The following is a 14,022-nucleotide window of genomic DNA, read 5'->3' as shown; positions in this document are numbered from 1 at the left end:
GCTGACAAATCAACTTATTACATTAGTATTGACTGGAGTGTAAAAAATAGTGATTATGAATACTTTATGATATACCGTTCCATTACACCGGATGGTGAATATGATTATTATGATACTGTATATACTACTCATTTCACAGATTACAACCCTTATACCCAGGTTACATATTATTATAAAATAGTTACTGTTAAATACGATGATAATTATGAAGATGTGTACAGCGAACCGGCATTTGCTCATGCTACTATTCCCCTTAATACAACATACATTAAGTCGGTAAAGCCGGTTAAATCTCACGGATTGCAGATTACTTTCAGTATTTCTGATGATGCAGAGGGCTATGGTTTGTATCGAAGCGATGCTCCAAATGGCACCTACACTTTAATTAAAAGTATTAAAAATGACCACTATTATTTCTACGATTTTACAACAGTGCTTTCTTTTACTGACAAAAACCTGACTGTTGGCAAAACCTACTATTACAAGGTAAGACCTTATGTAACATATCTTGGCACAACCTATTATGGTTCATTTTCAGGCTATAAATATGGTCAGGCAACAATTGATGCCACCCGCATTACCAAAGCTGTTTCTAAGAAAAAGTCTACCAATACACTGACATGGAAAAAGCTTTCTGATGCAGACGGCTATATTGTATATTACTCAACTAAATATAATGGAAAGTACAAAAAGTTAAAAACCATTTCAAATAAAAACACTACAAGTCTCACCCATAAAAAATTAAAAAACGGTGTTGCATACTTCTATAAGGTCTATGGTTATAAAAAGCTTTCCGGAAAAAATCTTATTAGCGTTGAGCCTTCAATTTATGAGAAATATTGTGATTATTTTACATATGCCAACGAATCCTACGAAAGTCGTATTCACAGACTGTTTGGGAACAGTAAAAATACATGGTATTCTACAGCTTCAAAAGCAGGTAAAAACATGAAGGAAGTAAAAATCAAGGTTTGGGATGTAAATTCAAAAGGCAAAAAGTTTACCCGTACATTCTACGTCAGAGTTCATAAAAACCTCGCTCCATCTGTTAAGCAGATGTTTAAGGAAATCTACAAATCCAAAGAAAGATTTCCTATTCATGACATAGGTTGCTATAACTGGCGTGGAAAGGGTTCTGCATCAGAACACTGCATTGGAACTGCTTTTGATATTAATTCAAATGAAAACTATATGATAGACAACGGACAGGTTTTAGCCGGTTCCTTCTGGAAGCCTAAAAAAAGCAGATACTCCATACCTTTAAAATGTAAGTTAGTTTCTATCCTTAATAAATACGGATTCAGCCGTGGTTTCTGGGGTAACCGTAAAGATTATATGCACTTTTCATACCTGGGAACGTGATATTTATCTTAGAAGAATTTCAGGCAGTTGGATTATGAATTTTTCATTTTCCAACTGCCTATTTTTTCATTTTGCTTGCCAATAAAACTTATCTCTATTTTACGATTACATTATTCCAATTATAGCAAAAATGGTTTGAAGCTTTTTAAGGCTCCAAACCATTTTCTTTATTATTTCATTATTTACTGTTTTACCAGTTGCAGTTTGTCTTTGTAACTGTACAATCAGGACATCCGCTTAATCCATACATTGACTGAACTCCCGGATTGTTTACGTTAACATTGTCAAAGTTGAATGAACCTACAACAGATCCCTGTCCCTGCTCTGCACGAATGTTAAACTTAATACCGTATCTTCCCGGATTATTAATTGTAATATCCTTGAAGTTTACATTGCTCATTGTATGAAGAGCACTTCCTGAGTACATTGTCTGAATCATAATACCGAAGTATGTAGGATCATTAATATCAATGTTGCTCATTGTGATGTTCTTAAGTTCCTTATCACCTGAGTATACCCATATAGCACCGAAGTTCTGATAATCATTAATATGGTCATCTGAACCAACGCTTGTCCAGTAATCTCCACCACATCTGTCCATTGTGATTCCATCAACATATGTCATCTTGCTTCCAAATCCATATGCCTGGTATCCAAATGAATAGCTGTTAATTGTAAGACCAGGGTATGTAAGTGTATCTGCTGCATAGAGGTTCTTGAATGTGTTGTCTTCACCACCATAAATAGCAAACGCTGCTGCTCTTCTTACACAAACTGCTGTCAGGTTAGAGTAAGCATTTCCTGTGTTAATGCTTCCGCCTGCATCAGCTGCACTAAATAATGCGAATGAGTCATCACCTGTACCTCTTGCGTAACAGTTACTAATTACGTTGTAGTTTGAACCGTTTGTCATGTTAATACCATCGGCTAATGTGTTCTTCATACGGCAATTTGTGAATGTGTTGTATGAAGCATTCTGTCCCCAATATAAACATGTAAAATGTTCAATCCAAACATTATCAACTGTAATATGATTTACTCCTGCTGCTGTATTAATGAACTTACCTTCCGGTCCGTCACTTCTGTTTCTTCTCTTACTCCAAGCAGATAATTCACGAATCTTTGTTCCGTCTGTTCCACTCTGGATTGAAAAACCTGCACTACCATTTGATCCTGCAGGAACGAGTTTTGTATACCACATTCCGGCACCTACAATATCAAGTGCTTTTCCGTATAATGTAATCTGACCTGTCATTGTCCATTCACCTGCCGGGATATAAACACCTGTATACGTGCTGCTCATACGTGCTGCGTTTACAGCTGCTTCTAATGTCTGATAATTTGAAGCATCTAAGTACTTGCTTGGATCCGGATTTTCTAATGGTGCTGCAACCTTTTCAAATTCTACCATATCGCAGTATACCCACTCAACATCATCAGAATCTTTCTGAATCTTAAGTTTAGTTCCTGCTGGATATGTCTTGTCTAAAAGAAGCTGTCCATCATCATATAACCAATATGCTGTATCTCCACTGTCACTGTATCCTAACTGACCAAGTGATGAAGGTGAACCCATATGATATGAATAATCTGTTGTAAGATTAATTTTACCAATCTTTTTATTGTCAGCGTATACACTTACTGTTCCGTTTGTTCCCTTTGGAATAGAAGCACGAAGAACAATTGCATTTGTTGCTGATGGAAGTGTAAACTCAACATATTCTCCATTTGAATCAAGTAATACTGCTGAACGTCCTGAAGCTTCACCGGCATAATCTGCAAGTTTTCTGTTTGGTGCAAGTCTTGTACCTGTTGTCTTGTTGCTTAAAGCTTCTGCTTCAACTGTAACAAACGGCATGTTTGCTCCACGTCCTACATACAATGAAGAAGAAACCGTATTGTTTTTCTGCTTAACATCAAGCTCTCCGCTATCAGCTGTTACAGAAGTTTCAATTGTATATTTACCATTAGCTGCTGTCCATTTTCCTAAATCTGTTGTAATGCTTTCGCCTACATTAATCTTTCCTGAAACAACACTTGATAATGTCTTAACAACGCTTCCGTTTTCATCTTTAATCTTAACTGTAACTGTTCTGCTTGAATCAGCTGTGTTCTGATTTCCCTTGTTAGATACAGTTACCGTAAAGTCAACTTCATCACCAATACCAGGGTTTGAAGGTGACCATGAAGCTATAGGAACAATATCTACGCTCTCTACTTCCTTAACAGTTATCTTACCTGACATTGCAAGTGAGTTATTGTCTTCTCTCTTTTCAATAACCTGATTATCTTCATCAACAACTGCTGATATAGCATATTCACCTGCATCAAGGTTTCCTGCATTAAATCTGATTGTTGTGCTTTCTCCTGCCGCTAAAGCCTTAACATCTGATGTACCAATCTTCTTGTCATCCTGATAGAATGTAATAGTTGAAGCCTTTGAGCTTAATGTTCCCCTGTTCTTAACTACAGCCGAAAGAATAAGGTCTTCATTCTCATAAAGAGATGTTTTATTGGCTGTTAATCCTGTAATAACAAAGTCAGGGTTATCAGCCGGAATACCGTATACTTCTACTTCAGCTGCCTGTCCACCGCCTGCACCTGTATTAGATACAAACTTAAGCTGAACATCTGATGCCTTTCCTGTTACAGGAATTTTAATCTGATTTCCTGATGCAGGATCAAACTTATAATCTGCTGCTGCAACTAATGTTGTATATTCTGTAGCATACTGTGTATGACCTAACACTTCAATTCTCTGTGTTCTTGCGCCCCATGCACTGCTTGGATTTAACTTAACAACAATATATGAAAGTGTTGCATCAGCACCTAAATCAACTGATAATGTCTGATTAGCGCCTGAACCTTCCCAATATGTATCTGTATTTCCATCAAATGCATTAGCTGCAACGAATGTATGAACTGTAGATGATGCTGTTCCTGTCTTTCCCTTAGAAAGATTTGTAATTTCATCAGGATCATCCGGATCAGGATTTACAGGTGTTTCTGATGAAGGTTCCTCTGTTGGCTTTTCAGTAGGTGCTACTGTAGGAGCTTCTGTTGGCTTCTCTGTAGGTGCTACTGTAGGCTTAGGAGTTGAACTTTCTGCCGGAACAATTGCATGGTTCCAATCATAGCTGACTTCCTTATATGAGCTGTTTGTAACAGACAAAATGCTGTCATATAAATAACTATGTCCCTGAGCATTACTCATCATAATGTTCTTGTAAAGATAATCTGCAAGTTTGTAAATTGTAAGAGACTTTGCATTACTATATATGTAAGAACCATCTTTAAGCTGTGCATATGCTCTTATATAAATTTTTGCATTATAAAATGCTGCTGATACACCATCTCCAAACTTCATTGTCATTACATAACTCTGGTCTGAAGAATCTTTACTATAATTGATATCACTTTTTCCGGTAATGCTGGCACTACTATTAATAATGTTGCCACCTACATTACCAATTACCAAATCAGTATCAGCATTGCTTACACTATCGCCAATACCATAAATAAGCCCAACCTTAGCTGAACCATCGCTGTTTACAGCTACTTGTGATTTTGAATCACTTAATGTGTAAATAGTTCTGTAACCTTCAACTATAGAACTAATCTGGTATCCGTTAATGCTGATTGAAGCATTATCATCTGCTGCCTTAGCTATGCTGGGATAACCTGCCATAGGCTGAACAATAGTTACTGCCGTTAACACTATTGCTAATGCCCGTCTTAAAATTTTTCTCATTAATAACCCTCTCTTTCATTTTTTATAACCAAATTCCTCCCAATTAAGGATCTGTGTTCAATATTATAACATTTAACGTTAAACCTTTCCACATTTTTTGTTATTATAAACATAATAAAAAGGGGGTTATGCATATTTTTGTGAAATATGCACGTTTTTAATTCTTTTAATTGTTTATTTTTTTAGTCATTATTTTGTAATCGTTTTTGTTCAGTAGAACAAATCCCTTTATTTATTCAATTTTAATCAAACTAAATAAAAAGCCTATATGGGTTTCCACCTGTAGTGTAACTGCCAATATAAGCTTTTATATAAATTCATTCTGTTATTATACCATCAATTTCATCAAGGCTATGTATTTCACGCCAGATGCTTACTCCAAGAGTATTCTTCTGACTTTTCGGGTTATACCAGATATTTTTAATTCCGGCATTTTCTCCACCTAACATATCCGATGTAAGGCTGTCTCCTACTATTACTGTCTCCTCTTTCTTTATACCGGGCATTTCCTTAAAACACAGTTCAAAGAATCGTGCATCAGGCTTATTAACTCCTAACTTTTCCGAAATAAAAATCTTCTTAAAATACGTTGCTAACTTTGCCTTTTCTATACGGCTGTCCTGAACTACAGCTGTTCCGTTGGATACAATGTACAAATTATACTTTTTGCAAAGCTCTTTCACCGTCTCTAATGCCCCATCTATAAAGAAACTTTGACTTCCCAGACATTTCTTGTATATTTCATTTGCCTTTTCGCCTGAATATGAAACTCCAAGTTCATTAAAAAGCATATTGAATCTGCCTATCAAAACCTCCTGACGGGTTATTTCCTTACGTTCAAGCCTCTTCCAATGTAAGTCATTTATAGCGCTGTATCTTTTAACATTTTCGGAAGTGGGCTCAATGCCAATTTTCTTAAATGTTTCCGCTATTGCCACATTTTCACATTTAGTAAAATCCAGAATAGTTTCATCTAAATCCATTAAAATATTTCTTATCATTATCTGATTTTCTCTGTAAGTCCGACTTTCTTTTGAACTTTTCTTAATGTTTTATTTGCAAAATAAGCTGCCTTCTCATCATTTTCCTTGATTACGGATTCGAGATATTTCTTCTCTTTCTGTAATTCATAGAATCTGTCCTGTAATGGTTTTAATCTGCTAACAACAGTTTCACCTACTGCTAATTTGAAATCACCATATCCCTTTCCTTCAAATTCCTTTTCGACTTCTTCTATTGTCTTGTTGGTTATGCAGGAATAAATATTAATAAGATTCTGTATTCCCGGCTTGTCATCTGAATAACGGATATCCATATCAGAATCAGTAACTGCTCTCTTAAATTTACGGATAATTGTATCAGGGTCGTCCATAAGCAAAATGCTGGCATTTGGATTTTCATCTGATTTTGACATTTTCTTTGTCGGATCCTGAAGGCTCATAATCTTAGCTGTTGACTTTCCAATATAAGCTTCCGGAATGGTAAACACATCACCGTAGATTCCGTTAAATCTGTTAGCAATATCTCTTGTAATCTCTAAGTGCTGTTTCTGGTCAACACCTACCGGAACAACATCTGCCTGATATAACAATATATCTGCTGCCATAAGTGACGGATATGTAAATAAACCCGCATTAATGTTATCTGCATGCTTAGCTGCCTTATCCTTAAACTGAGTCATTCGGTTTAATTCACCCATGTATGTGAAACAGTTAAGAATCCATGCAAGTTCTGCATGAGCTGAAACATGGGACTGAAAATAAATGCAGTTCTTTTCAGGATCAAGACCTGCGGCAACATATAATGTATATAAGTCCTTAGCTCTCTTTCTAAGTTCAGCCGGATTCTGCCTAACTGTTAAAGAATGTAAATCTGCTATGGCATAAAAACATTCATATTCATCTGCTAATTTAATCCAGTTATCCAACGCTCCAAGGTAATTTCCTAATGTAAGTGTACCTGTTGACTGCATGGCACTGTATAATACTTTCTTATCTCCTATCATTTTATCTCTCCTCTAACTTGTCTTTTTCTTTATAATAATATCACTAATTTAACAAAGTTTCATTATATCTTTTAAAATTATATTTTATAACTTAACTGCCCAACGCATTTTGGTGGACTTTGCTCTGGGATTCATATTACATTCCTCTCTTGAAGGTCTTATAACTTCATTTGCCACATCACTGTAAATTCCCGCTTTCTTTAACGCTTTAAAGGACTTCTTTACCAATCTGTCCTCCCCTGAATGGAATGTTAGTATGGCAACTCTTCCTCCGGGATTTAATGCATCAGGCAATTTTCCCAAAAAGTCATATAACACTTCAAATTCACTATTTACATCAATTCTAAGTGCCTGGAATGTTCTGGCACAACACTTCTTTATTTCGTCCTTACTTTCCTTTGCCGGCAAGAACTGAAGAGCTTTTTCTATTATCTCTCTTAACTGGGTTGTTGTTTCAATTTTTTCCCGTCTCCGACTATCAATAACCGCCTTAGCCACCTCATACGCATATGGTTCATCAGAGTTTTCAATAAGCATCCCTTCTAACTCATCTAGCGAGATATCTGCAATACGCTGTGCCGCTGAAATTCCCTTTGTGGGATTTAACCTTAAATCAAGAGGGCCTTCATGCTTGTATGAAAATCCACGCTCCGGATTGTCTATTTGCATGGATGACACTCCCAAATCCGCTAAAATAAAATCAAAAGGACCGTGTTCCTTTGCCACCTGGTCTATATTTTTAAAATTAGTATTTATCGCAGTAAATATTTTCTCATCAAAACCTTTTTGTTCCAGTCTTTTCTTTGTTTTTTTTATTTCAATAGGGTCAATGTCAAGGCCATATATATGACCTTCACCTTCAAGACATTTTAGCATTTCCGTTGTATGCCCTCCGTATCCTAAAGTTGCATCCAATCCTTTCTGTCCCGGCCTGATTTGTAAAAAATCTATTATTTCCTTTACACAAATAGAAATATGCATACCCGCCGGTGTACTTCCCTTACTGATTACCTTTTCAATGGTATCTTTATATTTTTCAGGATTTAATTCCTTATATTTTTCTTCAAATTTTCTAGGATGAGTTCCCTTATAACGAACCCTTCTTTTATGAACTTTTGTTTCTTCATTATTAATATTGTTGTTCTGCATTTTTCTCTCCTGCATTTTTGTCGGCTCTTTTATATTAACACATTTATTTATTATGTCACTGATTTTTTGCAAATTATTTGCTATATTGTAAACAAGTTGACCGTAAAGGCTTAATTAATATATAATTATTTAGACAATTAAAGTATTGTTTTGTCAAAATATTTTTGAATTATATAAGGAGATTTTTCATGGATAAAATTACAAGTTTTACAATAGACCACTTGAAACTTCTTCCGGGGCTTTATGTGTCCCGAAAGGATATTGCCGGAGACTGTGTTATAACTACTTTTGACATTAGAATGACACGACCTAATTATGAACCGGTTTTAAACACTGCGGAAGTTCACACCATTGAACATTTAGGTGCTACTTTTTTAAGAAATCATCCTGATTACAGGGATAAGGTGCTTTACTTTGGGCCTATGGGATGTAGAACAGGGTTTTATATGGTTTTAGCCGGAGATTACACATCTAAGGATATTCTTCCTTTAGTAAAGGAAATGTACTTATTTATGAAAGACTTTGAAGGTGACGTTCCCGGTGCCTGTGCAAAAGACTGCGGTAATTATCTGGATATGAATTTAAATATGGCAAAATATGTATGTAACAGATATTACAATGAAGTCCTTTGCAATATAACCGACGAACGGCTGGTGTATCCGGAATAATTATTGCAAAATATTATCAGATTACTATATGAGTCTGCTGTGTTGAAAGCTATAAACATCAATGCAGCAGACTTTTCCGTAATATAATCATCGATGCTATGTTTATAATAATAATATGTTATTTTTAATAAAAACATTATTATAATTATTGTTATATTCCTTCTTTTTTTATATATTCACCGTATTTTCAGTGTTTTAATTAGTAAATATATTTTTATTTTTGTGGATTTTTGTCAAAAAACCATGAATATTTATTATCTTTTTAGTATTCATCATTATGTATATATTGTTTCTGTTTTTGCACTAGTTTTAAGTGCAGTTTGTGCAAAATCAGATTTTGTCTACTAAAAATTTGTCTAATTTTTAATTTTTTTAGATACATCTTCTTCCATATTTTCACGAAATTGATTTTTCCATATTGTGTAATTTATTTTTCAATATATAATTACTCTCTGGCACGATACCTAAAAATCAAATCGTTCCAGGAAAGGATTTAGAAAATGAGAAAAAAATTTAAGAAAGTAATGGCTTCGCTGTTGGCATTAACCCTTGCCATAACACCGATTGCCATTCCAAAAGAAGTTAAGGCTGAAAGTAATATGCCGTCAGCCGTGGATTTAAGCACCAGCCCGTATTTTCCGGAAATTGAAAATCAGGGGCGGGTTGGCTGTTGTGTAGCTATGTCTGAGGTATATTATCAGTTTACTTATGAAATGAATAAGTCAATGAATGTTCCTTCCACAAGAGATAATGTATTTTCTCCATACGCTATATACAATATGTTTGATACATATAATGGTATAGAAGGAATTGATGATTCTGAATGTTATGAAGTCCTACAAACATATGGGGTTCCATTATGGAAAGACACCAACTATGATTTTTCTACTGATAACTGTTATGCAGATAACGATGTATGGTCAAATCGTACTAACTATAGGGTTTCAAGTTATTCCTATGAAACAAATGCATCTTTTTTTAACTGTGCTGGTGCTGATGCTAAAATAAAAGAAATCAAAAAATTATTGACAAATGGAAAAATAGTGTCCTTTAGTTCTTATGCACGTAGTTGGAATTTAGGAACAATCACAGACAGCTCTAATGGTTCTTCAAATAAAGCATTAACCGGAGACCGCATTGTTTATGGTTTAGATGGACAACAAGGTCCACACCGTGTTACCTTTGTAGGTTATGACGACAACATTTGGTTTGATTCAAACTATAACGGCAAAGTTGACGATGGTGAAATGGGGGCTTTCAAATTTGCAAACTCATGGGGCAAAAGCTGGGCTAACGATGGTTATTGTTGGATGACTTATGACTCCATAAGAAAGGATTTTAATATGGTTGACAATATTAGCACCATTAATGTAGCACCTTATAATAGCGATTCTGATATTAAATTAGAAGTTGATGTGGATTCAGCCTGTCTTCATGATTCATTTTTAGAGCTTACTGCATATTCAAAGTATACAGAACAGAAATTTAAAGTTGATTTAGTTCCTTTTTATACATATAGTCAATCTGATCTGCGTAAATCTAAATCTCAGAAATTTTATTGTCGTGGTTTTATTACAGGTGAATCTAACGGAACCTTATCATATGATTTAGGTGTACTTATTCCGGAAATTAACCATAGCAATTTTAATGATTTTTATTATGAATTAACTGTAGTTGATTCCGGCAACGAGGAAGGATATACCTCTCTTAATAATGCTTACATTTATGATTATAACGAAAATAGAATGGTAGGAAATTTTCAGTGCACTAAAGAAGAACTATCTAATAATTCACAAGCTTTACCATTCATAAATTATTTATGTGATGGATATGACTTTAAAGTAACTGATTTAAAATACACAAATCACACAATTACTTCTGATGATAAAAATATTATCAGCACAGGTGATATTCTCAGTCTAACATCAACAGTGCAAAACGTAGGTTGTAGAAAAGCACCGGATAATACCAAATTAGGTGTTCTTTACACCATCACTGATGAAAATGGCAATAACGTTAATATTCCTAATGTATGGAGCGATAGTTATGTAAATAAATCAGGACTTGATGCACATAAAAGTGTTGAATTGACATCTAACGGTGGTGCAAACAATGGTAACGGAACATTTTCATTCTCTGAACCGGGAACATATAAAATTACTGCATGGGTAAATGACACAAATGATTTTCCTGATGAATTAGGTGGAAGATTCTCTTCAAACAATAAGTTTACAATCACTGTAACAGTTATTCCTAATACTCCTTTTGAAGTAGAATCATGGGATATATCAAATGCAAATCCTGCTGTAGGTGAACCTGTAACCATTACTGCCAATTTAAAGGAATCATCCGATTGTGAAATCAGTATATCTGCCGTTACAGCAGGTTATTATCAATATAAATCTTACGATTTTGCAGACGGAAATACTGCAACTATGACCTTTGATGATCCTGGAATATATTATCTCACGGCAAGAGTAAGAAGTAAAATCACCAAAATAGCTTTTTCTTACGCTTTAAGAATTAATGTCCAAGAAGCTCAGGAAACCACAATGGTAGAAGAAACCACAACGGTTCCTGAAACTACTACTGTTGAGGAAACTACTACTGTTGAGGAAACTACTACTGTTGAGGAAACAAAGCCTTTAACAGTTGGTAAGCTAACCAGTGACACACTGACAAATACGAATAATAAAGTTAAGATGAACGATACTATTAATTTTAAGGTTAATGATGTCAATAAATCTAATGTTGCCACAAAAATTATCACTTATAGTCCATGGGATAAATACCGTACTCCATTGGATGAAACAGATTTTGTTTCCGGTACATCTGTAGACCTAAAGGTAACCCAAACAGGTCAGTTATGCGCTTATGCAATCGTTAAAGATTTGGATTCAGGCAAAACTACCGAAGTAAAATTCGACGATGTATTTAAATGCTATGAAACTGTTGGTGGATATGATTTCACTGTAAAACAGCTTACATGCGAAAATTATACAACAGGAAAAAATACCATATATTATTCTGATGGCACAATGAATAATTTTTACTCTAACGATATACACGTAGGAGATAAAATCAAATTTGGAGCAACTGTTTATAATGTAGGTGATGTAACATCTGACAGTGGTAAAAAGCTTGGTGTTCAGTTCCAAATCAACGGAAATACCTCTGATATTACATGGTGTGACAGTTTCTATAACCCTAATGGTCTTTTACCGATTTCTGGAAGCAATAACGGTGTTTATCTCCTTGCCTGCGGTGGTTCTGTCAATAAGGAGGGTTATGTAACATTTTCACAGCCGGGAACTTACAACATTACCGCATGGGTAAACGATACTAACGACTATGCTTCAGAATACGGAGGCTATCAGGCTGACAATAATAAGGTTACCTTCAAAGTTGTAGTTAAATAAAATATACGTTTTCTTAAAACGTACCTAAAGTAAAAGAGTGATTACATATTGCATGTAACCACTCTTTTTATTGGCCCGGAATGCGGTTATACCGCCTCCGGGAATTATTACTTAAACAGTCAAATCAACTTTACGTTTTTTGAAGGGGGGCTTCTGCAACGTAATTAATCAACTAATACAAATTTCCAAAGCTGATTTGCCTGCTGATAGTAATCATACTGTTGAACATTAGCACCACTTGCCGTTGACCATCCTGAAACGTCAAGACACTTGTTGCTGTTTTTGTTTATTATGCTTGAATATCCATCTCCAACTTCCGTCAGCCACCACTGCTGATTTGACTGACTGTTTCCACAATCCCACATCTGTACATTAGCACCATTATTCTTTGACCATGCATCAACATCAAGTGCCTTACCATTTATTACACTTGTAATGGTGTAACTATAGTCACTGTTTTGATGAATGTACCACTTTTGTGCATTTGTTCCGTTGCTGTCCCATTGCTGAACATTAGCTCCATTATTTGTATTAGAACCTGAAACATCCAAAACTTTTCCACTATGTTTATTTATAATAGTATATTTTGCTTTTTCCACTTTAATTGATGAAGTAATATCATTAAAATCACTTCCTATCCAGCTTGTATCATTAGTAATAACCTTTGTTCTTCCGCTAAAATTATCATCTGCATACAAAGTTACCTTGTATCCAAAAGGAACTTTCAAAGATGACAAATCATCGTTTTTAAATCCCTTTGCCTGTAATGATGCCAGATTATAACTGCCTTCACCTAAGGATGCCACTCTTCCTCCGTAATTAATATCCTGATATATGTATATATTCCCTGATGATGAATTTACATTGGATGTGTTTCCTGAGGAACCTCCTGAACTTCCACCTGACTTATGAGTATATGTGTAAGCTTCGGTATCCCTTGTGTATCCTGATGTATTGCAGTACGTAAACCAATATTTTACATTGTCGCCTGAATTTAATCCGTTAATAGTATATGTAGCCTTGCTTCCTGACTGAGTCATTCTTACATTCTGCTGTCCTCCGCCATTTACGGAATAATGAATGTCTGTCCACTTTGAATCATTTACATATGCTGTTGCTGAATTAGAACCTGCATAATTCATTCCCATACCATTTGATGGTGTGGAAGTTGAACCTGAATTTCCTGATGAATTTCCACCTGAAGATGTGTTATTTCCATCCACATTATTAGATGATGAACTTGAATATGAAGGATTATCCTGATATACACGAACATAATCCACTTTCATTTCCTGCGGAAATGCGTTATTGTCAATGGAAAATCCCGGCCAGTTTCCTCCTACTGCCACATTTAATAACAGATAAAACGGTTTGTGAAATTCATCAGTATCTCCCGCATTGTTTTCAATATACATCTCGTAAATTTTATTTCCGTCTACAAACATTCGTATATACTGATTATCCCATTGTAAACCGTATGTATGATACTGGGTCCTGTCAAAGTTTCCTGATGACTTGCCATATTCTGCATGTCCGTTACAATTCCAATGACATGTTCCATATGTTTTGCTTTCTGCGTTAATAGCCTCCATAATGTCTATCTCTCCACATGACGGCCACCCCACGCTTCCTATATTAGCTCCCAGCATCCAGAATGCCGGCCATATT

General features: G+C 35.2%; 7 protein-coding genes and 1 pseudogene (1 of these 8 only partly in view). 3 read left to right on the top strand and 5 right to left on the bottom strand.

Going from position 1 to position 14,022, the window contains the following annotated elements:
- Positions 1-1,362 (top strand): M15 family metallopeptidase (locus Q5O73_RS05575; RefSeq protein ID WP_302669224.1); only part of this gene is annotated, 1,362 nt, incomplete at its 5' end.
- A gap of 190 nt (positions 1,363-1,552) precedes the next feature.
- Here Q5O73_RS05575 and Q5O73_RS05570 read toward each other — a convergent pair.
- The 4 genes from Q5O73_RS05570 to rsmH form a co-directional block, all read right to left on the bottom strand.
- A complete protein-coding gene (locus tag Q5O73_RS05570) occupies positions 1,553-5,113 on the bottom strand; it encodes a CARDB domain-containing protein (RefSeq protein WP_302669223.1) in 3,561 nt (1,186 codons plus the stop codon).
- Positions 5,114-5,430: 317 nt separating this feature from the next.
- Entirely contained in the window at positions 5,431-6,114 is a 684-nt protein-coding gene (locus tag Q5O73_RS05565; protein WP_302669222.1) for a YjjG family noncanonical pyrimidine nucleotidase, read from the bottom strand.
- Positions 6,114-7,118: a tryptophan--tRNA ligase gene (gene trpS, locus Q5O73_RS05560; protein WP_186840446.1), complete on the bottom strand. Its 1,005-nt coding sequence runs from the start codon at positions 7,116-7,118 to the stop codon at positions 6,114-6,116. The genes Q5O73_RS05565 and trpS overlap by 1 nt, the downstream gene beginning before the upstream one ends.
- An 84-nt stretch (positions 7,119-7,202) precedes the next feature.
- Positions 7,203-8,267 (bottom strand): 16S rRNA (cytosine(1402)-N(4))-methyltransferase RsmH, encoded by a 1,065-nt coding sequence (rsmH, locus tag Q5O73_RS05555; protein WP_021953769.1) that lies wholly within the window; start codon positions 8,265-8,267, stop codon positions 7,203-7,205.
- 188 nt (positions 8,268-8,455) lie between these two features.
- On the opposite strand from rsmH, the gene Q5O73_RS05550 reads away from it, so the two are divergent.
- Positions 8,456-8,935: an S-ribosylhomocysteine lyase gene (locus tag Q5O73_RS05550; protein ID WP_302624870.1), complete on the top strand. Its 480-nt coding sequence runs from the start codon at positions 8,456-8,458 to the stop codon at positions 8,933-8,935.
- A gap of 500 nt (positions 8,936-9,435) precedes the next feature.
- Positions 9,436-12,354 carry a C1 family peptidase gene (locus Q5O73_RS05545; protein ID WP_118589380.1) on the top strand — a complete coding sequence of 973 codons (2,919 nt, stop codon included), beginning with the start codon at positions 9,436-9,438 and terminating at the stop codon, positions 12,352-12,354.
- Between the two features lie 164 nt (positions 12,355-12,518).
- Here Q5O73_RS05545 and Q5O73_RS05540 read toward each other — a convergent pair.
- Positions 12,519-14,022, bottom strand: a pseudogene (locus tag Q5O73_RS05540) (RICIN domain-containing protein); it runs 416 nt beyond the window's last position.

Origin of the sequence: Eubacterium sp. AF15-50 (genome assembly GCF_934835595.1) — a bacterium.
Classification (GTDB): domain Bacteria; phylum Bacillota; class Clostridia; order Lachnospirales; family Lachnospiraceae; genus Eubacterium_G; species Eubacterium_G segne.
The sequence above is the reverse complement of the archived record's forward strand: the minus strand, read 5'-3'. Positions and strand labels throughout refer to the sequence as shown.